The following is a 26,236-nucleotide window of genomic DNA, read 5'->3' as shown; positions in this document are numbered from 1 at the left end:
AAAGGGGGAGGGAATTGGATGCGAGTCCAGTTCCCTTTCTTTGTTTCATTTGAAAGATTCTGATATTTTGTCTATTATAGAAGTTATGCATATACAATAAAGGAGGAGTAATAGGATGAGAAATGAAGAAATGTTGCTAATCCCCGGACCGACACCGGTGGTAGATTCAATTTATGAAGCGCTTGCAGGCGAGACACGATCTCATACAGACCCAAGATTTGTAAAAATCTACAAGCATACAATTGATCAAACGAGAAAGATATTTAATACCGATGGGGAAGTGTTCGTAGTGGCTGGTTCTGGCACAGTCGCAATGGAAATGGCCATCGTCAACACAATAGCAGAAGGAGAAAAGCTGCTTGTCATCAGCCAAGGCTATTTTGGTGACCGTTTTATTAAATTAGGCCAAGCTTTCGGGATCGAAGTAGATGTCTTGCAGTCTGAGTGGGGGCAACAAGTGTTACCTGAAGATATTGATCGTAAGCTGTCAGAAGGAAACTATAAAGCAGTCACTGTAACCCATGCAGACACTTCTACAGGTGTGGCGGCTAATCTGGAAGCCATCGTGCCAGTCATCAAGAAACATGGCGCATTGGTTATCGTAGATGGTGTCTGTGCTTCTACTGCAATGGATGAAGATATGAGCAAAGAGTACGGAGGACCGGGGAATACATTGGATATTGTATTAACAGGTTCACAAAAAGCGATAGGTGTCCCTCCAGGTCTTGCGCTTGTCGCATTTAACCAAGCGGCTTTGGATGCACGCGCAGCGATGGAAAGAGTTCAAGCGTATTACTGTGATATTTATAATTGGATTCCGATCATGCATGATCCTTCAAAATACTTCGCGACGCCTGCCGTGAATTTGATCTATGCTTTAGAAGAAGGTTTGCGCATTGTTTTGGAAGAAGGGATCGATGCGCGTATCAAACGCCACCAAGCTTATGGTCGTGCGGTTCGACAAAGTCTAGCTGTGTACGGTATGAAGGCATTAGCATCGGAAGATGTAGCTGCACCGACGTTGAGCTGTATTCAGTACCCTGAAGGTGTGAACGATGCACAGTTCCGTGCAGCTATGGCAGATAAAGGCACGATCTTGTCAGGTTCGTTAGCTCACTTGGCCGGTAAAGCTTTTCGTATCGGACATATGGGCAATACGACAGCGGATATGCTCGAAAAAGCCGTTATGCAAGTCGGTGAGACATTAAACGAAATGGGTCACCAAGTGGACATTGCCAAGGCAGTGGAAGTATTCTCTAATGAAATCAAACAGCTGGCCGCTTAATATGAAAAGCCGATAAGAGCAGTAATCTCTCTTATCGGTTTTTTTGTTATTCAGCTTTTTTCACTTGTTTTGTATTGTAGACAAAGTTTGAAATCAGTTTAGCTGTTTGTTGACGAGTTGTAGAGGCAGTCGGCTTGTAGTAACCATTATCGCCGTCTGCGATATCTAGCTCAGCCATCATAGCCATTGCTTCTTTTGCTTCTTTTCCATAGTCACCCAAATCGCTGAATGGATTGGAAACAGACGGTATATACAATTGACCTGTATAGTTTTCATATGCACGCTTAAGCATTTGTGCGAATTGAGCGCGTGACACAGGTTCGCCCGGTTTAAATTGATCGCCATAGCCTTTAACAATTTTATGCGCATATGCTGCTGCAATTTCATTTTGCGTATCGGAGGCATAATCCTTCAAATCTTTGAAAGGAACAGTTGCTGTAGAATCGGTGGGCAACTTTAGCGCTCTGACGATAAATGAAGTAGCTTGTGCTCTAGTCAGTTGATTGCCAGGTTTGAATGCACTGTTTTCAGTATTCAACAAATCACGGTAATATAGATCTGAAATATACGGGTAAGCCCAATTTCCAGACTTCACATCAGTAAATGGAACTTTAGCCATAATACGGCCTTCAATTCCTTTATCTACTGTTTTCAGAGATTTTAAGTGATCGGCAAAGTTCTCCCAATCCGAGAAGCCGGGTTCGCTGACGCGGCCAGCTTCATACGCTTTGCCCAACGCCTCGAAACCATCTCCGCCACGTGCTGTGAAAACGTTCGTAGCTGCTTTATACATGTGGCTGTCGACCACTTCTTTGCCATCCACTTCCAATGAAACAATTCGGCTTCCTACTGGTTTAGAAGGGTCGAAAAGGAACTTCATACCGGCCACGTGAAGGAAACCGCCCGACTCTTTAGGATATTCTTTTACGGAATGTTCAAAGGTCGATTTCAATTCGGCGCCGCTTAACTGAACGATCGCTAAAGGATTTCCGAATGGCAGTACAGTTAATACTTCGCCGTATGTCACTTCACCTTTATCGATGGATGCTCGAATTCCACCGCCGTTTTGGAATGCAATGGAAACATTGGAGTCAATTTCTTTTGCCTTCTGCAACATACCATCTGTAATTAAGTTTCCGAGATTCGTTTCTCCAGCACGAACACCGCCTAAATCCCGTAAGCCGTTTAAAAATACTTTGGTGGTGGTACCGACAGGGCTTGCCATACGCTGTTCCACTTGTTTTGTATAAGGTGCCAGGATCTCAGCCGCACCTTCATCTATTTCTGCACCTTCACCACCGATCTCATGTAGCTGGCCATTGAAGTTTGTGATGACACCATCTCGGTCGAATTCCACATCAAGCTGTCCGAGAAATTTATTGTATTCATTAGCTTGTACAATGACGACCGGATCCGTATCGGCATTTACAACATGAGGTTCAGGAAGATTAGAGTGGGTATGCCCTCCTACAATAATATCGATTTCAGGGACAGCTTTCGCTAATTCCTGATCATTGTCAATTGCTTTATTGTCATCGAAACCGATATGAGTAATCGCGATGATCTTATTAATGCCAGCTTCCTCAAAAGCAGAGACTGCTTCCTTTGCTTCTGTAATATAGTTTGTGAATGTGACCTTGTCTGGGCTGGAAATTGAGACGGTTTCTTCAGTCGTCAAACCAAAAATACCGACCTTCTCTCCATTCACTTCTTTAATAATACCGTTATAGATTTTGCCGTCTTTTGGATCATCGGTGATCGCTTTTGTCTGCAGTCCGTCAAAGAGGGCATCCTTAGAAAAATCAATGTTTGCGGAGACAACCGGGAAGTTTGCTGCTTTCACCATTTTGGCAAGGGAGGCATGTCCATTTTCAGAACGTCCGAGGTCGAATTCATGGTTCCCGAACGTCATGGCATCATATCCTAAATAGTTCATGATTTTCATGTCGACTTCGCCTTCGAATTCATTGAAGTACAATGTTCCTGAAAAGATGTCACCCGCGTCCAACAATAGATTGGCAGGATTTTGTTCTTTCAGTTTTTTTACAAGGGCTGCACGTTCTGGTGCGTTTGCCACGTGGGCGTGGGTGTCGTTCGAGTGTAGGACGGTCAATGAAAAGTTGTTTTCAGGTGTTTGTTCTGCTGAAGCAATCGTAGGTGTGATGGATGCTGCGGATAGAAGAAGTGCGGAAGCTGTACTCCATTTAATAAAGTTTTTCGCCATTACACATTACCACCTCTCGTTTTTTTGAAATTATTAAAAATTGAAATGCTATTGATAGTTTACCATTTAGATCCATAGAGAGCAATGTGAATTAAAGGTTGTCTTTTCGCTATTTTAGCGCTTGTAGGGCGCCTACGTTTGGGACTCGATGTGCAAGGGAATCTTTCGTCGCAAAAGCTAGATTTGACTACTAAACAGATACTAGCTTGGGCATCGAGATAATAAAAGTAATACCGTCATTGAACTCACTTCGGCGCTTGCGGCTGGCTCCCGCAATGAGTCAGTCAGGAACAGCGCCTGTCTGTCTCATTGCTCCGCCTACCGCTTGTAAGGCGCCTTCGTTTAGCAGGTACAAGCAGGTATTGTGTTTTTTCTGCTAAACAATTTCCGGGCATAACAGGAGCATTTGTTCAAGTGCAAAGCAACGTCATTGGACACACTTCGGCGCTAGCGGATGGCTCCCATGATGAGCCAGTCAGGAAGGGCGCCTGTCTGTCTCATCGCTCCGCCTACCGCTTGTAAGGCGCCTTCGTTTAGTGAGGGGAAGCACTTGGCATGTTTTACTGCACCTTGGCTTTTGACTAATTAGCTGGACAACTTAGGCTTACTTATTTCTAAACACCACACCCATTATTTTAAACATGCCAGCGAAGCCGCAACTGCGGGGTCGGCCGTAGCCATGAGACAGCTAGCGTTCTTTGCTAGTTGGCTCATGGCGGGAGGCAATCCCCCAGCGGCGCAGCGGTGACAGAGCACAAGCCTCTTTCTATTTAGACCCAAAATAAGTCGAGTAACGGCCCTGGCCCTTAATACTTGAACACAAAAAACCTCCCAGACAATCGTCTGGGAGGTTTGAAACGCTGAAGATTATTGCTTGCTGTAGTACTGGTGAAGACCTTGGTAGATTGCGTCTGCGTAAATATCAGCATACTTGTCGCTTGTCAGCTTCTTGAAATCGTCTGCATTTGACAAGAAACCTAACTCTACAAGCACCGCAGCTACATTATTATTACGGATTACATAGAAACGGTTATTCTTCACGCCGCGGTCAACCATATTCGCCTTCTGCACGATATTACGCTGGATGAAAGTTGCCAAGTCGCGGCTTTCCGTAGCATTTGGGTTAGCTGAAGAGTCATAATACGTCTCTGTGCCTTTAGCAGAAGCGGTTGCTGAATTCACATGAATTGAAACGAATGCTTCTGCAAAATTCTTCTTAGCGAAATTCGTACGCTCTTCCAATGCATAATACTTGTCTGTTGAACGTGTCATCAACACTTTAGCACCAGCATTTTTCAGCTTAGCTTCCAACTTCTTTGAAACTTTCAAAGTGATCGATTTTTCTGTTTGTCCACTTTTACCTGTGCCTGGATCATGTCCGCCGTGGCCTGCATCAACTACGATGATGCGATCACGTAATGGATTACCGGTTTGGTTCAGTAATTTCAAATACGACTTGTGTACGTAGCCTGTTTTGCTGCCGTATTTAATTTTTGCCCAATAACCAGTGACTGAAACGATTTCTACTTTTTGACCTGTTTTCAACTTATCAATCGTAGGTGCACTAGAATTACCTGCAGAACGGACATTCAAACTATTCACTGTTACTTTCCCCATCAACTTTGCAGAAGGGGAGGGAGTTGGTTTTGGAGGTGTTGGCTGGCTTGGTTTGCTTTCTTCCAGATTACTAGATGTATAGTTTTCATGGATATAGCCATAAACGCCTGCAACATTTACCTTCAACCAAACGCCTGTAGAGCCAACTACTTCGACTACTGTACCATTAGGCAATGCATCGATGATTGTAGAAGTAGCGGAAGGAGCTGAACGTACGTTTAATGGATCATTATCATTTCCTGTATCGACCTTTACATAATCGACACTGGATTGTTGGTCGGGAGCTTTAACTTTTAGCGCAAATTGCTTATCAAGTGCGCGGGCAATAAATAATGCAAATTGAGAACGAGTTAATTTGTTATTCGGCAAGAATTTTTTGTTGTCGCCTTGTGTGATCCCTGCATAATATAAACCGTTAATGCGCTCTGCATATTTATGATTGACTACATCTGTTAAAACTAATGGTTTTTGACTTGTCACTTTTTCTGATAGATTAAAAGCGACGGATAGTGCATAAGCCATTTCGTCTCGTTTAATTTCTTCGTTTGGATTAAAACGGCTGCCATCGGAAATATTGAAAAATCCTTTTTGTATCGCGATATTGGCATATTTGTATTGTTCGCTATTTGGTTCCAAGCCGTCAATCGTCATTTCTTTGAGCGGCGTGTTTTCAAAACCTTTTGCAATGACAAGCATTTTTGCAACGTGTGCACGCTTTAGATTGTCTTTTGGATTAAACTTAACTGATTTATTGACAATTCCTTTTTCGGCTATGTAATGGACTTCCTTATAATATTCACGTTCGACTGGTACATCGGAAAACTTGAAACTAGCTAATGACTGAAGAGGTGAGAGAACTAAGATGGTGAGCAGCAACAGTCCGGCTGTTGCCCATTTGAACTGATTCATGGAATCCTCCTAAAATATGATAGTTTACTAAGATAAGTGTAACAGCGTTGAAAAACGATTACTAGATGTTTTTGACAGTGTTCGAGAAATAGTAACTTAGCGCGAGAAATTTCGTCATAATTATACAAAACCGAATGTCCTTTTAGAACATTCGGTGGCTGACTTAATTTTTTGCACGGTCAATAAATTTTTTCAATTGTTCGGAAGTTACTTTATCATCTAAACCGAATGTACCGTCTCCGTAACCAGTTGTAATATTGTGGTGGTAGAGAATATTGATATATTCAGTTGCCCAGTGGCCTGCAGGAACGTCCGTGAAATTCGCTTGAGCTGAACCTTTTAAATCGAAAGCTTGTACTAATACTTTTGCTAGTTGTGCACGAGTTAATTCATTTTCTGGTTTGAAATTGCCTTGGTCGCCGGAAAAGATATTCGCTTCGGCAACAGCTGAGATTGCAGCATAGTAAGGATTAGATTCATTGACATCTTTAAATGTAATATTTACAGTTGTTTGATCGAGATTAAGAGTATCTGCAAGAACCTTTGCTACTTCTGCACGGCTTGCGTATACAACTTCTTTAACAGGTGCTGCAGCAGCGACCTTTTTCTCTTCATCGAAGCTTGCTACACGGCGCGCACCGATATAACGGCTGCCCCAATAGTAAGGATCGTTGAGTGAAGATACCATTACACCTTTACTTGTGGAAGCATGAATGAAGTTATTGGATCCTGTGTATACTCCTACGTGAGAAACACCGCGTCCTGAAGTATTGAAGAAAACCAGATCTCCAACTTCTAAATTACTCTTTGCAACGGCAGTGCCTGCTGCAAATTGCTGTCCTGTTGTCCGTGGCAATGAATGGCCTTCTTTGTTGAAAACATATTTCGTATACCCTGAGCAGTCAAAGCCCGATGGAGTCGTTCCGCCATAAGAGTAAGGTGTTCCTAAATAATTTCGCGCAGAGCTAATTAGCGACGTTGGTGAGTTTGCGGAAGCAAATTCTGGTACAAGTGAAAAGAATAATAAACTTGCCAGAGCCAGAGACAATAGACGTTTCATGCTGTTCTCAAATTCCCCTTTCGCACAATCAACTGTTGTGCTTTGTAATCTAGGAATATATTAGCACGTATAAACACGTTTTTTGTTACATTTTCATTACAAGAGGATTACAGGTGATAGATTAGTTGAAATGTTAATAGAAAGACCTAAAATTATTTGAAGTTTCGGTGGAAAATAATGAATAATCAGTTTATAATTAACGTGACTTTATAACTATCAGTATTATGGTATAATCATTCAACGAATAAAAGAGCTAGCGTCCGTTAAACCGGAAAGCTAAAAAGGATGAGTAATTAGTGACTAAAGTAGTAATATTTAGCAATATGTATCCTTCTACTGAACATCCTACATACGGGATTTTTGTGAAAAATCAAGTGGAATTACTGAAAAACAGCGGGTTGGATGTCAAAGTTATTGCAATCAATGAACCAGGAAAAGGACCAATTGAAAAAATAGCGAAATACATTTCATGGGGTACCCAATCCCTTACTTATTTAATTAGACATAAAAAAAAGATTGGGATTACACATGCTCATTATGCATTTCCTACAGGTATTCTTTCATTTATAGGAAAGAAGTTATTCAATATTCCATACATAGTGACAGTTCATGGTGGAGATTTGGATAAAATGGCGAAAAAGAGCGATCGAATTGCCAAGTATACGAAAAAAATCTTGGAGGAAGCAGCCAAAGTGATTGTTGTAGGTGAAAAGCTTCGAAATGATGTGCTTCAAGATTATGAAATATCTCCGCAAAAAGTCGAAGTGATGAGCATGGGAGTCGACACAAATATCTTTAAACCGATGGGGCAAGAAGAAGTTCGCCTTCTATTAAATGTACCGTTGAATGAGCGAGTAATGATTTACGTAGGAAACGTAATCGAAGCGAAAGGTGTCATAGAACTGCTGGATGCCCATTATCAATTGAAGAAAAATCATGACGATCTTCTTCTCTATATAATAGGATCGCAAAAAGATCAACGTTTTGTCGATACGGTAAAAGAAAAAATTGAAAATGAAGAAGGCCTCCATCCAGGCTCTTTGGACATTGAGTTCAGGGAACCTGTTAGTCAAACGGAACTTGCGAAATGGATGGCAGCGGCAGATGTGTTAGTGTTGCCGTCTTATCACGAAGGTTTTGGTTTGGTGGCATTAGAGGCGCTTGCATCAGGAGCGAAAGTCGTTGCGACAAATGTCGGCGGTTTGCCTTATCTATTGCAAGATAATGCAGGGATCTTAGTAGAACCGCACGATGCGGATTCCTTGGCAAATGGCTTGGAGAAAGCGCTTGTGGATGACATAACAAGGGCTCAACAGGAAGTCATACAAAAAGTCGTCCAGCAACATTCTTATGAGGTAATCGTCAAGAGACTGAACGATATCTACGAGCAGAATGGAAAGGGATCTTTTAAATGAGTAAATTATTCAAGATCATCGGAGCTGTCGCGATCATAAATATTGTAGCGAGGCTGTTTGGGTTTGGACGAGAAGTAGTGATCGGTATCCAATATGGTACATCTACGGTTGCAGATGCGATTGCTACAGCCTATACAATTCCAAACTTTATCTATTTAGTGCTGGGCGGTGCGCTGACGACAGCTTTTATCTCTGTTTATCATTCGTCTAAGATGGACAAAGAGCTGTTCGTACGTAAGGCTTTTACGACAGTTGTCGTGTCCGCAACTCTCATTACGCTGCTTCTTGTTTTATTGACCAACCCGATTTTACATTTTTTCTTTAAAGATTTAAGTGAAGAAGATTTTACATTAACGAGAAATCTATTTCTTTGGATGATGCCTTCTTCTATTGTCTTGGTCATGTCGACATGGATGAGCGGCTTATTGAACATCAATGATCGATTTCAGTTATCCAGTTTAGCCATTCTTTTATACAATGCATCATTTGTCGCTGTAGGTGTTCTATTGACTAAGTGGCTTGGACCTGAGTCGTACGGAGTAGGTGCGATGGTTAGTGCGCTGTTAATGGGTATATTTTTGTACTGGGGAATCAAGCGCGCGGACTTGTCTTCATTGAAGCCTTCTTTTGGGCTGACAACGGATATAAAAAAACTTTGGTGGCTGGCACTGCCTATTTTATTCGGCGGGGCCTCTTTGCAATTTTATTATATTATCCACCGAATTGCTGCGGATGGATTGGGGACAGGTGCAATTTCATCCATTAACTACGCATCGAAACTGACAGGCTTTCCACAGGCGATTTTGATGACAGCGGTAACGACGGTCATTTATCCGATGCTTGCGAAAAAAGAAGGCGAAGGGGATACGAAGACGGTCAAAATGCTCTATAAAAAGGGTATGCTCTATATGGTGGCTCTTTTAGTGCCTGCAACGATTTTTTGCTACTTTCTCGCGGAACCATTGATCCGACTGGTTTTCGGATATGGAAATTTTGGAGAAGAATCCATTATGCTGACTGTTCCAGTATTTAAAGTATTCTCTTTGTCCATGTTTTTCTTGGCAGCGAATACGTATGTAACGCGTTTTTATTATGCAAAAGGGAATTCCATCACGCCAATCCTATTTAGCTTGATCAGTGTGTTTGGAATTAATATCGGAATCATTTATGCATTTGTTGATCAAATCGGAGCCCAAGCCATTGCTTATGGAACCGTGATCAGTGCAGCAGTGAACTTTTTGCTACTCGCAGGCTATGCACGATTTAAGTGGAAATTATAAGACGAATAAAAGAGCTTCCTGTCCCAAAAAGGATAGGAAGCTCTTAGCTTGTGGACAGCAGAAAACGCAAGTGGGTGATGGCACCGTTGATCTACGTTCCAGGCGGACGCTTCCCGCGGGGTTCGCGGTGAGCCTCCTCGTCGCTACGCTCCTGCGGGGTCTCACCTGTCGAGCTAATCCCGCTGGAGTCGCCGCCTTCTACTACGATCAACTAGTGTATTTTCCCAACTTTAGTGAACGCACCATCCATTCGAAGAAATTTTAAATACAAGAAGTAATGTCAAAGTGGATATACGTATACTTTTCTGTCTTGGGAAGCGATAATTCGCACTATATACAATGAGCTTGCTATGTCTACAGTTCACTTTATAGGGATTGGAGCGGATGACGGGCGAAATTGCAAAGATGTGCTCCCAACGCTTCGCTAAATCCCCGGACCGCAAGCCCATAATCCTTCTAGATGTTTTCTCTCTGGCGTTAAGTCATACTTTATCACTTCATTTTTTCATAGCATGAAGAAATTATCTTTGCCGATTTTCTCAAACAGACCACTGCGTTTAAATAAGTTTACTTTATTCGGCGGCACTTTCTTGAAGATGAGCCGTTTATTTTGGCGTCGTGCTTCATCGAGAAGTGCGGATAGTGCAGCTTCTCCTGTTGCATCGATTGCGGTCAGATTTTCCATGTCTAAGATGATAGTAGATTGTTTGGTTTTCAAAAACTTTGGATAACGGTCTTCGAAGTTTTTGGCAGTGCCGAAAAATAATGGGCCTGAGAGTTTGTATTTGATCAGTTCCTTCCCGGAATCTGTTGCCAACTTGAATTTCTCGACATCTGTCAATTTACTTTCTTTAATATCTAGAGAACCGCTCATTTTCCGCAAGAAAGAAAGAGCAGCCAACAGGATGCCGACTTCCACTGCAATGGTTAAATTTATGAAGATCGTTAAGAGAAAAGTAGTTAACAGGACAAGTGAATCGCCTGACCGCAGTGAAATGATTTGTACAAACGCTTTTCTAGCACTCATATTCCAGGCGACATACATTAAGATCGGTGCCATAGCGGCTAGCGGAATGTAGGAAGCATAAGGTGCGAACACTAGCAGAAATGCCAGAACAAATATACTTTGTATCACACCGGACATCGGACTGACCGCACCTGAACGAATATTCGTGGCGGTGCGGGCAATCGCTCCTGTTGCAGGAATCCCGCCGAAAAGCGGTGTAATCATATTGGCGATGCCTTGCCCGAATAATTCCCTTTTGGAATCGTGTTTCGCTACATCACTTTTCATGCCATCCGCGACGACAGCTGAAAGAAGCGACTCAATCGCGCCAAGTGCCGCGATGATCAAAGCAGGTTGCCAAAGAGCAACAAGTTTCGAGAGGCTGATTTCGGGAAAATGGAAACTAGGTAGATGCTGCGGGATACCGCCAAATGCAGTTCCGATCGTCTCGACTCTACCAGGGAAAAATAAAATCGTACAAATCGTTGGGATTAATAAAGCGACGAGCAATACCGGAACTCTTGGAGCGATTTTTGGTAAAATAAAGATGACGAGTAACCCAATCGCTGCAGTCAAAATACTGTATGTGTTCACCGTATAAAATTGACGAATAATCTCCATCATACTTTCATGGAAAAACTCTTTCTTCTCAATACCTGTCAGCCCGAAGAAATTTTGGAACTGTCCAGTAAAAATAATGACTGCAATACCGGCTGTAAAGCCAATCGTGACCGAACGCGGGACGAAATGAATTAAATTACTGACACCAAGAAATCCCATAACGACCAAGAAGACACCCGCTAAAAATCCGGCAATCAATAAATCCTCATAACCATATTGCAGCACGATCGCCAGCAAAATAGGAATAAAAGCTCCTGTTGGTCCTGCAATTTGGAAACGCGAGCCACCTAACAATGCGACGATCAGACCGGCAATTATCGTTGTATATAACCCATACTCAGGCTTCACACCGGAAGCAATTGCAAAAGCCATCCCAAGTGGAATGGCTACAATACCAACAGTAATCCCTGCAATCAAATCCTGCCGAAAGCCTGCTGCATTATAATTTAGAAAGCGTCGGTCTCTGAACATCTTTGTTCACTTCCTCCACTTGTAGTATATATCTAACAATTCTTATTATATCGTACACTGGGAGTCTATACAAGGTGTGCATAAAGATAAGGCTGGAATGAGTGGTAATTTTGAACTTTCCAGTTTATTTATACAAATAGCCAATGTACGAGGAAAACGTTCAATGTAATCATGTCGGGAAATTGAATTAAAGATACTTTAGTGTTAAAATATATATAATAAAAGGAGTGGTGAAATATGGGCAGATTACAAGACAAAGTAGCGTTTATTACTGGTGGCGCCTCTGGTATGGGTGAGATGATGGTGAAGCAATTTGTGGCAGAAGGAGCGAAAGTTATAGCGGCCGATATCAATGAAGCTGCACTAGAAGAAAAATGGGGCGGACAAGATCAAATCCTCATCGTCAAACTTAACGTGACAGAAGACAACGAATGGAAAGACGCTATGAAAAAAGCGGTCGATCACTTCGGCAAACTGGATATCTTAATTAATAATGCCGGAATTTCTACTGAAAAAGCAGTGGACCAAATTACAATTGAAGACTGGCGCAAACTATCCGATATTAACAGCTTCGGTACATTTCTTGGCATGAAACACGCAGCTGGCTATATGTCCGAAGCAAAAAAAGGTGCTATCGTTAATATTTCATCTTATACGGCTTTAATCGGAATGGGCTTGAACCCATATTCCGCATCTAAAGGGGCAGTACGCGCGATCTCTAAAGCAGCTGCAGCCGAATACGGTAAAGACGGTATCCGAGTCAACACAGTATTCCCGGGTGTTATCGAAACACCGATGACTCAAGCATTAGAAGAATCTAAAGAACTACTCGGGATGCTTATTAAGATGACTCCACTTGAACGCCTAGGGAAGCCTGAAGATGTTGGGAATGCTGTAGTGTTCCTCGCATCAGATGAAGCCTCGTATATTACAGGTGCTGAACTTGTAATTGATGGTGGATACTCAGCGAGATAATCAACGCAAGAAGTAATTGAAAAAGGGCTGCTCTGTACGTCATGGTCATGATGTACAGAGCAGCCCTTTTGCTGTTATTTAATGTCCTTGAAACGTTTATAGCCTAGGAAACGCTGGCTCCAATATGGAGATTCAACAGAAGCGATTTCTATCCCGTTTGTGCCTGCATGGATGAACTTACTGTCGCCAAGGTAAATTCCGATATGGGAAATGCCTGCACGATATGTATTTTCAAAAAATAATAGGTCACCTACGACAGGGGTTTTAATAAAAACAGAACGATCGTACATTCCGATTGTATCGAGCCTTGGTACTTTTACGCCTGCTTGGTTAAACACGTAATAGATGAATCCACTGCAATCAAATCCAGATGGAGTGGCGCCTGCCCAGACATAGGGAACGCCTTGCAGAGGCATAGCAACGTCGACCACTTTATTCATTAGTGCGCTGGAGCCAGCCGATGGTTTTGGTGTAACAGTCGGCTTGTCCACTATTGGCTTCTTGGCATCATGTAATGAGTTGGTGGAAGAAACGGTCTTAGCATTCTTTGATTTATTTTCAACGATCAACTTTTGATTCACTTTAATAGTATCGGAAGAAAGCGCATTTAAGCTCTTTAATTCATTTACTGTCAATTTATATTGGTTGGCCACTTTCCAAAGCGAATCACCTGGTTTTACAACATGCGTTTTTGTCGAGGCGTCTGCACTTCCCACCGAGATACTTGTTGCGAGCATGAGAGAGGCAATGGCTGCGAGAGCTGTTTTTTTCATTCTGATTATCCCCTTTTGAATATGTTTAGCTATTTCTACTAAGTTAGCAACTTATCGAAAATCAACCAATAAACCTAGTATACAGAAGAATATTCTGAAAATACATGTATCGAAAGTCCGATATTAAACTAAAATTTTTTGGACAAGTATACTTTATTGCGGAAAGAACTATGTGTTACTATTAATTTATCTATAGACTGATATAATTGAACCATTAAAATTACTTTGTTTTTTTCACAGATTTCACATAAGAAAGGCGGTGCTTTCTTGCGAAGGGATGATAAAATAATCGAAAACTTGCATAAGATTGATGCAATACGCGTGCAACAAGAACGGATATTTGAAAAAGCAAAATACTGTGCAGTTAATCCGAAAACAATTAAAGAGACGCTGGAGAATATATGTTTTGAAGTTTCCCAGATCATGGATTGTGAGCGCGTGAGTATATGGCTGTTTAATGAGGATCGGACAGTACTTCATTCGCAAAACTCTTATAATGATGAAACAAAAGAACATGTTGTTGACGAAGATTTGAGAGCTGAAGAGTTTGCAGCCTACTTTACAGCTATTCAAAGCCACCGCACATTAGCAGTAGTTGATATAAATCAAAACGAGGCTACCAAAGGAATTGTACGAAAATTCCTCGGTTATTCGGGAAACTATCATTCGCTTTTGGATGCGTGCATAATTCTTGGTTCAGGAATCGGCGGAGTGCTCTGCTGCGAATCACGTGAACGCCGGGAATGGAATACCTTTGATCGGATGATTATTTCCTCCATTGCTGATATGCTGTCCTTTCTATTCGATCGATTGAGCCGGATAGATTTTGAAGAAAACATCCATCGCTTAGCTTTTGTAGATGAACTGACAGGAATGAAGAATTATAATGCGTTCCTGACACAAGTGGCTTCCAGTATTTCACCGTTTGACGAACAGCAGGAAGGGATTTTTCTCTATATGAATATTGACCAGTTCATTGATATTCAAAGTGCATTGGGTCCTGAGTTGGCAGATGAAATTATTCAGACTGTCGCCAAGCGTTTTCAGCACTATTTGGATATGCCTCATTTCATCTCAAGAATTGCGTTTGATCATTTTATCCTCTTCGTTCCTTACGGTAAATATGGCATAGAATTTACCAAGAAAATGGAGGGACTGATGAAGAAACTGAATGAACCCATTCTTGTCGCTAAACAGGAAGTTTACTTGACATTCAGTTATGGAGTCGCATACTATCCGAAAGACGTTCGCTCTCCGATTGATGGAGTGCAGGCTGCACGTTTTGCTTTGGAAACTAGTAAACACCTTTCTTCTAGAAAGAGTGTAGGTATTTATAATGTAGATATGCACAATCATATGAAACAAGCGATGATGTCTGAGATGAACTTGCGCAGAGGTCTGGATATGAATGAGTTCAGTCTTTTTTATCAGCCGCAAGTACTAAGCGAAACAGGGGAAATCATCGGTTTTGAAGCGTTAATCCGTTGGCGCCATCCAGAATACGGTTTAATATATCCAGCAGATTTTATTGAGCTGGCAGAATCGACAGGTTTTATACTATCAATTGGCGAATGGGTCATCCGTCAAGCGACAGAAAAGCTGAAAATATTTAAGGTATTGGGGCTACATGACCTCACTATTTCAATCAATCTATCACCGAGACATTTTTTGCAAGATAAGTTACCAACATTTCTACAAGAATGTTTGGAAGAAGCACAAATATCTCCTAGTAAATTAGTATTAGAAATTACAGAAAGTGTCGCACTCGAACGACATGATATAGTACAGAAACAAATTCAGACACTGTCAGACCAAGGATATTCTATCGCGATCGACGATTTTGGTACAGGCTACTCTGCATTTATCTATCTTCAATCATTCCCTATCAAACAGCTAAAAATCGATCGAACGTTTATTATGAATATTGTGCATGACGAGAAAAGCAGGACCATTGTAAAAACAATCATCCAATTAGGTAAAACATTGAATATCCGAACAGTAGCAGAAGGGGTAGAGACGAAAGAACAATGGGAAATCCTGAAAGACAAAGAATGTGATGAACTACAAGGTTTCTATTTTGCCAAACCTCTTAACGAACAAGCTATGGCCGAAATGCTTGAGAACTTGACAGGTCACACCGCTTTGTATTTACCGCTAAAATAATGTTTTATCTTTATTCAGCAGAAGACTCTCACCTCTATAGGTGATGAGATGAATGCGATTCTATTTCCTGTACAGCGGGTGTTCAAACGCCCGCTGAACTAAGATAATGCCTCCGGCGGATGTCATGGATTTTGTAGGGAGTGAATCGTGCATGCACGATTCAAAATCCAGACGCAATCACACCAAGGCGTGATTGATTATAAAAAAAGCCTTGAATCCAAAGAAACTGGATTCTCAAGGCTTTTTTGTTGTTTAAGAACGTCCGATTGGCCAATCGAATGGGATAGACCCTGGTGGAGAGTGCTTGATGATGTCAATCATCGGAATCGTGTACGCGAATAAGATTAACGCGATCGTGATACCGATCCATAAATACCAGTTCTCCAAAATCTTCGGTGTTTTTTCTGCATCCATATCCTCTTCGGCAACTGGATATTCTTCGTACCCGCGAGGTGCGAAAAATGCCAGTTGGATGAAGATATAAACCATCAATACGATACCGACAAATAAAATGGTTCCCCCAACTGCTTGTGAAATTTGATAGCTGATCCAAGTGGCTACTTGATCGCCTCCTGCGTATTCAGAGAAGTTTGAACGACGTGGTCCGCCGAGCAAGCCTTGAATGTGCATGGAAGTAGACATAATTGTCATACCAACTGTCCAGATGATAGTTTGAATAATACCTAATTTATTCAATTTGGGAGTCAAACGACGACCCGTCAAATGTGGAATCAACCAATATGCAATACCGAAATACGTCAAGATCACGGTTGTAGCAATCGTCAAATGGAAGTGACCAGTAACCCAGATTGTGTTGTGGACGAGAGCGTTCACTTGGTGAGAAGCGTTTATGATCCCGCCTGCTCCTCCTGGAATAAAGGCTACCATTCCAATGAAAGGTGCCAAGAAACGAACATCTTTCCAAGGAAGGTGTCTGAACCAGCCAAATAAAGACTTATATCCTTTATTTCTTCCCGTCGTTTCAAATGTAGCGAATATAGAGAATGCAGTCATCAAAGTCGGGATGACAACCATGAAAGTTAAGACAACTTGAATGAATTTCCAAGTAGGATCGATACCTGGCTCTGTCAGTTGGTGGTGAAACCCGACAGGTATCGAGAACATCAACAGTAAAATGAATGATAGTCTTGCTAATGAATCACTGAAAAGCTTTCCACCGATAATTTTTGGGATAATTGCATACCAGGCCATATAAGCAGGCAAAAGCCAGAAATAAACGAGCGGATGACCGAAATACCAGAATAATGTACGCGTTAAGAGTACGTTTACGGTTGCAACATAGCCAAGTGACCAAGGTAAGATCAGTACGACAACTGAATAAGCTACTCCCAATGAAGCAACAACCCACATGACCATATTGATGGTGACCATGAAAGCGAGTAATGGAGACTTTTCACCTTTATGGGCTTTCTTCCATACATACAATTGACGGAAGTTGACAATAGCGGCAATCCAACTACCGATAATAACGAGCGCTAAACCAATATAGAAAATTGGATGTGCACGAAGAGGTGTATAGAATGTATATAATACAGAAGCCTCTCCAGTTAGAATCATCCATGCTGCGAGTACGGTACCGACCAGCATGACCCAGAACGAAACCCATCCCCACATGATTTGCTTATCGGATATCCCAACCGTTTTTCCCATAAGCGAAAACTGGAACCCGATGATGAAGAATGTAGTTAAAACCAGACCAAGAACAACGCCATGTGTTGTCAAGATCGTGTAGTAATCGATATTGAATGGTAATGTATATTTTCCTGAGCGAACCAATGTCTGCAATAGTCCCATTAAGCCGCCGACCAAAAGAGAGACAAACGTGACATACATGAAGGACATATACAATCTTGATTCTTTTTTTGAGAAGTTAAATAATTCCATTGGTTAGTACACCTCCACAGTGCCAAACATTAAGTGGTGTCCGATGCCGCAATATTCATTACAGACAACCGTGAATTCACCATTGTTTTTCATGACAGCTTCAAAGCGGCTAATATGCCCTGGTTCCACCATCATATTGACATTCGTTCCGGCCACTTGGAATCCATGAACTACGTCTTTACTTGTAATTTGGAAAAGGACTGTGGAACCTTTCGGCACGCGAATCGTCTTAGTAGCGCTGCCATCCTCTTCTTTTCCGAAGTCATAATTGAAAGCAGAAGCGACCATATTAACAACATACTTACCTTCAGCTACTTCAGTCAGGCCCAAGTTTTCAGGCTGGAATGCTTCATTCGCTTCCACGTTTTGCGGATCGATTGTTTCAATATGGCTTTGTGGGTGTGTTCCTTTCCAGAATGCTGCAAAGCCGATGATAATTAGGAATAAGGCCAATGACCCTAAACCAAATACAAGCCAAACTTTTTCGTATTTATGCAGATGCATAGTATTTCCTCCTCAAACACTTTTGGTTATCTAGATAAGAAAAGACCGTAGATTCCGAACCAGAAGACAAGAATTATGACACCTAGGATCATTACCATGATCAACGTGCCTTTTAAATTCGCATCTTCCTTCGTTTGTTTCGCAGAAGCCATTTTTTTCTTGCTCAATGCGGCCACCTCCTCGTCGGGAAATTAATCTTACGTTTATCTTAATCTTTGGGGGGGAATAAGGAATTAGGGAATTCCCTATGAGTGTAAAAGCAGACGAACTGTTCACAATATGTTCAACCACTTTACATCCTTTTGACATACACAACTGCGTATCTTTGTGCATCAAAAGTGCAAAGCGCCGTCTAGTCTCGACAGGCACTGGAGGTCTTGCCGACAAAGGTGTGGTCTTTGCACCTTTTCGGAAAGACCGAAGTGACCGAGAGACTGGCGCTTGGAACTGGATGCGATCAAAAGTACAAAGCGCCTGCAGTGTAAATCAACGGTTTAAAAGTCTACTCCAAGTGAATGGTTCAAATCTTGACCAATGAAACATTTGAAATTACAATATATAAGGTAAAACTTAGGAAAGCCGGTGTGTATAAGATGGAAAACTTAAAATGGATCACAGTAAAAAGTCCTGAAGAAGGAGCAAAAGAAGTTTATAAAATTATTGAAGAAGAGCTCCGCAACAATCGACTAAACGTACTTGGACTAGCGACAGGCAGCACGATGATCCCGGTCTATCAGGAATGGACCAACTCAAACCTGGACTTTTCACAAGTAACTGCGTTCAACTTGGACGAATATGTAGGGATAGATGCTAACAACCCAAATAGCTATGCCTACTTTATGAAACAACATTTATTCAATAAAAAGCCTTTTAAAGAAACACATATACCAAACGGGATGGCGGAAGACCTGGACAAAGAATGCCAGAACTATGAGCAGCAACTAAACGCCAATCCTCTTGATATTCAATTATTAGGGGTAGGAGAGAACGGTCATATTGCTTTTAATGAACCCGGAACTTCTCCTGATTCCGTAACACATGTCGCAACACTCACAGACTCGACTCTTGGCGTGAACAGCCAATACTTCGAGAACGACGAAAAAATTCCAAACACGGCTCTGACGATGGGGATTTCCTCCATCATGAAGTCGAAAAAACTCATCATGGTTGCATTCGGCGAGAAAAAGCGAGCAGCGATGGAGAAATTAAAGCAAGGCGAAGTCACACCCGACTGGCCAATCACTAAACTATTGCGTCATGAAGACGTAGTGGTAATAACGGATCTGCAAATCGACTGATGTCCTACAAAAAAGGCTGCTTCCTCAATTCTGAGGAAGCAGCCTTTAGCTTGTAGATAAATACCTATGAGATAAAGTTGGATTAGCGTTATAGAATAGAACGCAAGAAAGGAACATGGGCGTAGGTCCGGGGATTTGCGCTCCAGACGGGACGCTTTCCGCGGGGCGTGCGGTGAGCCGCTTCCTTCGCTTCGCTCAGTCCAGGGTCTCACCTGTCACGCTAATCCCGCAGGAGTCGCCCATCTTCCGCTTCAATCCCTACTTTATTATGGGAAGTTTAAAGTGTTGTTCTTTGCAATTTTTTAAGTGGTAAGGTGATGCTTTCTTATACATTGTAACCAAAGTTCAAAAGCGAATGATAAGCAACATTGCCCGAAAGTTTATTTTCCTGAATCACTTAACGCCCTTAAACTAAGTCAATGAAATATGGTAGTTTTGTACTTTGACTATGGAAACACTTTTTAGAACTTAAAAAACTACAATGAGCTTGCTATGTGTCCCTACATGCTAACTATGGATTGGAGTGGAGGACGGTCGAAAGGCAAAAATGTGCTCCTAACGCTTCGCTTTTAGTCGCAAAAGCCGTTCTTCGTGACGGCTTTTCCTGGGGGATCAGCGTGCGTCTTGAGACCCCGCAGGAAGCGAAGCGAACGAGGAAGCTCAAGGTCACGCCCCCCGGAAAGTGTACCGTCTGGAACGGAAATCCCGGACCGCTCGCAAGCTATAATTTCATAAGTCTATTCGGATAAGTCATCCTATTTCTTATCTTCAATTTCAACAAATCACTTGGTCAGGGATAAGAAAGCGTCAGCTTGGAACGTAGATCAACGGTGCCGTTACCATACCCAAATCTTTTTTTATAATCCGAAGGCTGCTTCTTTACGAAAAGCAGCCTTTTGTATGTTCAATTTTATCGAAAGATAAATATATTGTAATAAAATGTTTCAAAAGTAACGGATATTACTGTTTTGAAATCTTCTTGTTACATAACTGTAATATAGCAGGCGTTTGAAAAATGATAGAGTTAATACAACATAAAAGGTTAGCAAGTTACCTAAATACATAAGATTATCGGAGGAACACATGAAGTTATTGAAGAAAACGTTTTCAGTTTTGGCAATGTCTATTTTATTACTCGTCGCTCCTTTCGCTGGACAAGCAGATGCTTCAACAAAATCTACAAATATTACTAAGACGGCAACAAGTCTAACAGGTATTAAATACCGTTATGGCGGCACTACAAAAGCAGGGTTTGACTGCTCAGGTTATGTCGGATACGTATTCAATCAAAATGGATTGAAAGTGGCACGTACTTCCAGTGGTCTTTATGCATCTGGAAAACCAGTGAAAAAATCCAACTTAACATCTGGTGATCTTGTATTCTTCAATACAAGTGGTAAAGGTGTCTCTCACGTAGGAATCTATGTAGGGAACGGAAAATTCGCTCATGCTTCGACATCTAAAGGTGTACGAGTAGATAAATTAAACGATCCATATTACTGGGGCAAGCGCTATGTAGGTGCAAAACGCATCGCTGGCGTTCATCAAGTCGCAGCTAAATAATAAAATTCCAATCGATCTTCCAATAGGGGGATCGATTTTTTGTACATAGAAAAAGGGGCTAAATAACTTGTAAACGATCGGGAAAGTGCTGGGTAGTGACTCGATTATGAACTATATCACCAAAAATCAGTGAGGAAATTGCTCTATGAGCGAGTGGAGTAGCTTTATGATCGAGTTCAGTGATGTTATGAGCGCCTGTGGGATTTGTATGATCACCAGGGTACTAGATATGAGTGCCGAATGGAGTTTATGATCGCTTGCGGGTAGTTTATGATCATCGGTAGACATTTTCAGTCAATAAAATGAAAGAACTGCCCGATAGATTTTCCGGGCAGTTCTTTTTCATTAATTTGTAGAATCTTGTGGTACGCGGATCGTCCAGCGTGAGAAATCTGGTTCGTCCTTTTTAATCAATTCTGTCGGATAGATGAACGTCCAAGGAGTCGTGCTGTTCGCTTTCACAGAAAGCGCGGGATTCAACTCAAATGTTCCCCGTGCTACGAGTTCCCCAGTTGCATCAATTAACTCTAAAGGAAGCTTTTCAATATTAATCTGCTTGGAATGACCGTTACGGACAAAAACAGATGCTGCAATATTGCCGTCTTCTTGCTTTTGAATTTGGAACCCTGCGATATTTACTTCGCGGGGTTTTAGTTTTGGAAGACCAGCTACTACTTCAGCTAGTGCTTCTTTTTGCTCAGCAGGCAGCTGCTCTTCCCAAGAAGGTGCAAGCTCCAATTGATGCGGCATCATAGAATGTACATTGAACGCGAGCTTCCAATTTTCAGTCGGGAGTTCATCTGCCAATTGATCATTCTTTTCGAAAACGAATACCCATGGACGTGCGCTGCGTGCAGGAATTTCACCTAGTTCATTCAAGTCGAACTCCGCGGAAGCTGCTGTATTGCCTTCTTCGTCAATCAATAATAATTCGATGGAACCGACAGTGATTGCTTGGTCGAGCGAAGAACGGAAAAATGCTTTGACAAGCCAGCTACCGTTTGCAGGCTCCAAGTCAATATCGATACCTGATAAAGAGATTTGATTTGGTTTTAATGGCTCCAGTTCATTCGCGAGGAAACGAAACACATATTCTTGCTCCTGTGTCAGGTTCCATTGCGGATGAAGGGATAGTGCCGTCTCGATGTCTTCGTTGCCAGAGCTGCTTTGTGCATTCTCTAGTATTTCATTGGATTCCACTGTACTGTCTAACCCAGTTTTTTCAGTCTTTTTAAATAGGTTGAAGAGTTTCATTGGGAAACCTCCTGTTCTTGTGTGTTAAGTTGCTTCATGAATGTGATAATTTCAGACGCGATATCGCGACGCAGACGTTGATAATGCTTGGCAAATAATTGCAAGCCTTCACGCTGGTAAATACGCATCGGATCTTCTTGTCCGTAAGAACGCAAGCCGATTCCTTCTTTTAAGCGTGTCATCACTTCAAGATGCTTGACCCACATCGTATCGAGATAGCCTAGCATGACTTGAGGGAGCAGTTGACTCACTTGTTCATTATCAGTGAAGGAGTCAATAAATGCAAACAACTCCGCCATTCCTTCATCATACTGTTTCAAGATATCAGAAGTTCGATCCAGTGACTTCGGCAATTCGACAGGAGTCAGCAACAAGGCGTTCATCGTGCGCTCAATCCGTTCGAAATCCCAGTTATCTGCAATCTCATTGTCTGGACAGCTGTCGAGTACAACAAATTCAACCGTTTCAGAAAGCATCGCCTTCAACTTTCCGAAAATATCTTCTCTTTCAAGTACCCGATTACGCAATGAATAAATAACTTCCCGTTGGTCATTGATGACGTCATCCAGCTTGAGATTATATTCCCGCATGGAGAAATGAGCCCCTTCAACAATCCGCTGTGTTCGCTCTGTTAGCTCGTGGACTTCATGGTTTAACACTTTGCCGTCTTCATCGGTGCGTACCTTCGGCAGGAACTTCTCGAGCTCTTCAGGGGAAAAGCGAATGTACATCTCATCTTCCAATGAAAGATAGAATTGGCTTTCGCCGTGGTCACCTTGACGACCTGAACGACCTCGCAACTGATTGTCGACACGACGGCTCTCGTGCTTTTCCGTACCCAGCACGAACAATCCGCCATTTTCTTCGACACCTTCGCCGAGCACGATATCTGTACCGCGGCCGGCCATATTCGTAGCAACCGTAATATGTCCTTGTTGCCCAGCTTGTGAAATTAAATCGACTTCCTGCTCGACACTTTTCGCGTTCAATAGGTGGAAATCCAAGCCTTGTTCACGCAGATGCTTTGCAACAGCCTCTGATTGCAGGATGGACGTTGTACCGACAAGTACCGGCTGTCCTTTCGCATGACGCGCTGCCACTTCTCTTGCCACTGCTTTATACTTCTCTTCAATCGTCTTATATACGAAGTCCGGAGAATCGATTCGCGCACGTGGACGATTCGTCGGAATTTGAATAACTTCCATATTGTATACTTCACGGAATTCCTTCTCTTGCGTTTTCGCCGTTCCGGTCATACCGCAAAGTTTTGGATACATACGGAAATAGTTTTGGATCGTAATTTGGGCTTGTGCTTTATTTTCATCTGTAATGGGCACGCCTTCTTTTGCTTCGATCGCTTGGTGCAGACCATCCGACAACGTACGGCCTTCCATGATTCGACCTGTGAACATGTCAACCAGCTCGATTTTTTCATCGCGCACGATATAATCTACATCGCGCTTAAAGATGACGAATGCACGTACAGCCTGGATGACGTAATGATAAAGCGTTTGGTGATCCAAGTCATATAAGTTGCCGATACCGAATGCTTTTTCAACTTTTTCGATACCTTGCTCAGTTAGTGATGTAGCTTTTGTGGCATCGTCAAATTCGAAGTCTTCACCCTTTTTGAAGCGTTTTGCCAAGCGAGCCGCAATATGGTGCAGATCGGCATCAGCTTGCATTTTACCTGCTACGATGAGCGGTGTTTTTGCTTCGTCAATCAAGACGCTGTCGACTTCATCGATAATAGCGAAGTGGTACGGTCTTTGTACTTTTTGAGAAGAATCTTGGACCATATTATCGCGCAAGTAGTCAAAACCAAACTCTGTACCGACACCGTATGTGATATCCGATTGGTAGGCCGCTTGTTTGGCCGGTCCTTGCATCATTGGTACGTTCAATCCAACTGTCAATCCGAGGAAGCGATGGATTTGTCCGATTTGTTCATAGTCACGCTTTGCTAAGTAATCATTTACAGTGATGACATGCACGCCTTTTCCTTCTAGGGCACGTACGTAAGAGGGGAGAGAAGCAACGAGTGTTTTCCCTTCACCGGTCGGCATCTCAGAAATATTACCTTCCGTTAAGACGGCTCCGCCAATTAGCTGCACATCAAAATGCCGCATTCCAAGAACTCGTTTGGAAGCTTCACGCACTACAGCAAAAGCATCCGGTAAGATGTTTTCGATCGTAGCTCCGCCTTCCAATTGCTCTTTGAATTGATCAGTCATACCAGACAAGTCATCATCCGACATGGCAATGTATTTAGGCTCAAGTGAATTAATCTGCTCCACAATCTTGCGGTATTTCCGCAGTTGCCGTTCACTCGTCCCAGTTTTACGCTTAAAGATTTTCAACATAAATTAAACGCTCCTTTATAAACCTCTATCTAAATGAGAGATTCCTATCTATTTTACCAAAAACCTAGGCAAAAGACTATCTCTAGAATATGGCTGTATGTTTGAAGTGTGAACTTTGTATTGTTCGGGAGATGACTATGTATTCTGTGTTGCGGTTTCGCTATTTTAGTGGTTGGGAGCAAGAAGTTTCAGGTTGAGAAACTCAACCTTGACGCAGGTGAAGCTTCACACACATTTAACTTCATCTATCCTAGCGGAAATCCTGCTAGGACCAGTTACAATGTTAGTTTGCAAGCAAGCGATTGAGGGAACGAACAGGGAAAGTGTACTTAGTAGTGAAATCTAGTAGCAAGCATGCTATAATGAAATGCGATATGAACTTATTGTTAATTGGGGAGGAAAGACATGTTATTCATTGCAATGTCTGTAGCTTTTATCGCTGCTGTCATACTTACACCACTTGTCATTAAACTCGCTTTTCGAATCGGTGCGGTTGATCGTCCCAATTATCGAAAAGTCCATGCGAGAGTTATGCCTCGAATTGGTGGACTAGCCATCTTCGGCGCATTTATTATTGGATATGCGATTTTGTTGCCATCCGACGAACACGCAGCTGGCATTTTGTTCGGTGCGCTATTAATTGTCATAATTGGCTTTTTAGATGATATGCTTGAAATAACAGCGAAAGCAAAGGCGTCAGGCCAGCTTGTAGCTGCATTGGTCGTCGTTCTATGGGGCGGTCTGCAAATAGAGATGATTAACTTGCCGTTCATTGGCCAGTTGGATTTAGGATATTTAAGTATTCCAATCACCATTATTTGGATTATTGGAATCACCAACGCCATCAATTTGATTGATGGATTGGACGGCTTGGCCGCAGGCGTATCTGCCATTGCATTAATCGCCATTACAGTCATGGCGGTGTTGATGGGGAATATTTTCGTTGCTGCTACAGCATCTATATTGGCAGCCAGCTCGCTCGGATTTTTGATCTACAACTTCCATCCAGCGAAAATTTTTATGGGGGATACCGGATCGCTATTCCTTGGCTTCATGATTTCGGTACTGGCATTGCTCGGCTTCAAGAATGTTGCAGTTGTATCCTTGGTCATTCCGATTATTATGCTGGGTGTTCCAATTTCCGATACGTTCTTCGCGATCGTACGACGCGTTCGAATGAAGCAGCCAATTTCAGCAGCAGATAAATCACATTTGCATCATTGCTTACTGCGTTCAGGCTTTTCACATAGACAAGCTGTATTGACGATCTATGGAATTGCGATTTTATTTGGTGCGGTGGCCGTTCTGTTTTCTCAAGCAACGGTATGGGGGGCATTGCTGCTCGTACTAGTTATGCTCATTGTCATTGAGCTTTTTGTCGAATTGATCGGACTGGCAGGTGCGAATTATCGCCCGTTGTTAAATTTAGTACGTATGATTGGTAAATAAATTTGAAAGCTCTCATCCGGATGACGAATGGGGGCTTTTTCTGGTGTTTACTAAAAAGAAAAGAGCGAGATTGACGTGCACCCCAAAAGTTAGAGTTCAAA

The 26,236-nt window shown here is 42.2% G+C and carries 18 protein-coding genes; 8 read left to right on the top strand and 10 right to left on the bottom strand.

Features of this window, described 5'->3' with window-relative positions; all coding sequences use genetic code 11:
* Window positions 1-115: 115 nt before the first annotated feature.
* Window positions 116-1,285, top strand: coding sequence for a pyridoxal-phosphate-dependent aminotransferase family protein (locus tag H7J92_RS09545; protein ID WP_078817222.1), 1,170 nt, complete (start codon window positions 116-118; stop codon window positions 1,283-1,285).
* A gap of 46 nt (window positions 1,286-1,331) precedes the next feature.
* Here H7J92_RS09545 and H7J92_RS09540 read toward each other — a convergent pair whose 3' ends face one another.
* The 3 genes from H7J92_RS09540 to H7J92_RS09530 form a co-directional block, all read right to left on the bottom strand.
* Complete coding sequence (locus tag H7J92_RS09540; protein WP_221836737.1) at window positions 1,332-3,509, bottom strand: 5'-nucleotidase C-terminal domain-containing protein; 2,178 nt, start codon at window positions 3,507-3,509, stop codon at window positions 1,332-1,334.
* 867 nt (window positions 3,510-4,376) lie between these two features.
* Window positions 4,377-6,035 (bottom strand): N-acetylmuramoyl-L-alanine amidase, encoded by a 1,659-nt coding sequence (locus H7J92_RS09535; protein WP_221836735.1) that lies wholly within the window; start codon window positions 6,033-6,035, stop codon window positions 4,377-4,379.
* Window positions 6,036-6,198: 163 nt separating this feature from the next.
* Window positions 6,199-7,095, bottom strand: coding sequence for a C40 family peptidase (locus H7J92_RS09530; protein ID WP_221836733.1), 897 nt, complete (start codon window positions 7,093-7,095; stop codon window positions 6,199-6,201).
* A gap of 296 nt (window positions 7,096-7,391) precedes the next feature.
* On the opposite strand from H7J92_RS09530, the gene H7J92_RS09525 reads away from it, so the two are divergent.
* Together H7J92_RS09525 and murJ are read left to right on the top strand one after the other, a co-directional pair.
* Window positions 7,392-8,510: a glycosyltransferase gene (locus tag H7J92_RS09525; RefSeq protein ID WP_009765899.1), complete on the top strand. Its 1,119-nt coding sequence runs from the start codon at window positions 7,392-7,394 to the stop codon at window positions 8,508-8,510.
* A complete protein-coding gene (gene murJ, locus H7J92_RS09520) occupies window positions 8,507-9,790 on the top strand; it encodes a murein biosynthesis integral membrane protein MurJ (protein ID WP_221836731.1) in 1,284 nt (427 codons plus the stop codon). Before H7J92_RS09525 ends, murJ begins: the two co-directional genes overlap by 4 nt.
* Window positions 9,791-10,295: 505 nt before the next feature.
* Here murJ and H7J92_RS09515 read toward each other — a convergent pair.
* A complete protein-coding gene (locus H7J92_RS09515; protein WP_221836729.1) occupies window positions 10,296-11,888 on the bottom strand; it encodes a SulP family inorganic anion transporter in 1,593 nt (530 codons plus the stop codon).
* A 237-nt stretch (window positions 11,889-12,125) separates the two neighbouring features.
* On the opposite strand from H7J92_RS09515, the gene H7J92_RS09510 reads away from it, so the two are divergent.
* Window positions 12,126-12,863 carry an SDR family NAD(P)-dependent oxidoreductase gene (locus H7J92_RS09510; RefSeq protein ID WP_078817226.1) on the top strand — a complete coding sequence of 246 codons (738 nt, stop codon included), beginning with the start codon at window positions 12,126-12,128 and terminating at the stop codon, window positions 12,861-12,863.
* Between the two features lie 74 nt (window positions 12,864-12,937).
* On the opposite strand, the gene H7J92_RS09505 is transcribed toward H7J92_RS09510, so the two are convergent.
* Entirely contained in the window at window positions 12,938-13,636 is a 699-nt protein-coding gene (locus tag H7J92_RS09505; protein ID WP_078817227.1) for a C40 family peptidase, read from the bottom strand.
* A gap of 267 nt (window positions 13,637-13,903) precedes the next feature.
* Between H7J92_RS09505 and H7J92_RS09500 the strand changes: the two genes are divergently transcribed.
* Window positions 13,904-15,799 carry a sensor domain-containing phosphodiesterase gene (locus H7J92_RS09500; protein WP_221836726.1) on the top strand — a complete coding sequence of 632 codons (1,896 nt, stop codon included), beginning with the start codon at window positions 13,904-13,906 and terminating at the stop codon, window positions 15,797-15,799.
* Window positions 15,800-16,051: 252 nt separating this feature from the next.
* Here H7J92_RS09500 and H7J92_RS09495 read toward each other — a convergent pair whose 3' ends face one another.
* Genes H7J92_RS09495 through H7J92_RS09485 form a run of 3 tightly spaced genes read right to left on the bottom strand, consistent with a single transcriptional unit; the run spans window position 16,052 to window position 18,375 of the window.
* Window positions 16,052-17,704, bottom strand: a complete 1,653-nt coding sequence (locus H7J92_RS09495) for a b(o/a)3-type cytochrome-c oxidase subunit 1 (protein WP_078817229.1) — start codon at window positions 17,702-17,704, stop codon at window positions 16,052-16,054.
* 3 nt (window positions 17,705-17,707) lie between these two features.
* Window positions 17,708-18,208, bottom strand: a complete 501-nt coding sequence (locus tag H7J92_RS09490) for a cytochrome c oxidase subunit II (protein WP_009765891.1) — start codon at window positions 18,206-18,208, stop codon at window positions 17,708-17,710.
* Window positions 18,209-18,234: 26 nt separating this feature from the next.
* Entirely contained in the window at window positions 18,235-18,375 is a 141-nt protein-coding gene (locus H7J92_RS09485) for a cytochrome c oxidase subunit 2A (RefSeq protein ID WP_425516858.1), read from the bottom strand.
* Window positions 18,376-18,801: 426 nt separating this feature from the next.
* Between H7J92_RS09485 and H7J92_RS09480 the strand changes: the two genes are divergently transcribed.
* Both H7J92_RS09480 and H7J92_RS09475 read left to right on the top strand, forming a co-directional pair.
* Window positions 18,802-19,506 carry a glucosamine-6-phosphate deaminase gene (locus H7J92_RS09480; protein ID WP_040758899.1) on the top strand — a complete coding sequence of 235 codons (705 nt, stop codon included), beginning with the start codon at window positions 18,802-18,804 and terminating at the stop codon, window positions 19,504-19,506.
* A gap of 1,083 nt (window positions 19,507-20,589) precedes the next feature.
* Window positions 20,590-21,069: a C40 family peptidase gene (locus tag H7J92_RS09475; RefSeq protein WP_009765887.1), complete on the top strand. Its 480-nt coding sequence runs from the start codon at window positions 20,590-20,592 to the stop codon at window positions 21,067-21,069.
* Between the two features lie 345 nt (window positions 21,070-21,414).
* Here H7J92_RS09475 and H7J92_RS09470 read toward each other — a convergent pair whose 3' ends face one another.
* Together H7J92_RS09470 and secA2 are read right to left on the bottom strand one after the other, a co-directional pair.
* Window positions 21,415-22,323 (bottom strand): accessory Sec system S-layer assembly protein, encoded by a 909-nt coding sequence (locus H7J92_RS09470; protein WP_221836723.1) that lies wholly within the window; start codon window positions 22,321-22,323, stop codon window positions 21,415-21,417.
* Window positions 22,320-24,686 carry an accessory Sec system translocase SecA2 gene (gene secA2 / locus H7J92_RS09465; protein WP_221836721.1) on the bottom strand — a complete coding sequence of 789 codons (2,367 nt, stop codon included), beginning with the start codon at window positions 24,684-24,686 and terminating at the stop codon, window positions 22,320-22,322. The genes H7J92_RS09470 and secA2 overlap by 4 nt, the downstream gene beginning before the upstream one ends.
* A 405-nt stretch (window positions 24,687-25,091) precedes the next feature.
* Here secA2 and H7J92_RS09460 point away from each other — a divergent pair, with 405 nt between their 5' ends.
* On the top strand, window positions 25,092-26,135 hold the full coding sequence (locus tag H7J92_RS09460; protein ID WP_221836718.1) for a glycosyltransferase family 4 protein: 1,044 nt from the start codon (window positions 25,092-25,094) through the stop codon (window positions 26,133-26,135).
* Window positions 26,136-26,236 lie beyond the last annotated feature (101 nt).

The sequence above is a fragment of the Sporosarcina aquimarina genome (assembly GCF_019748715.1).
Lineage (GTDB): Bacteria > Bacillota > Bacilli > Bacillales_A > Planococcaceae > Sporosarcina > Sporosarcina newyorkensis.
The sequence above is the reverse complement of the archived record's forward strand: the minus strand, read 5'-3'. Positions and strand labels throughout refer to the sequence as shown.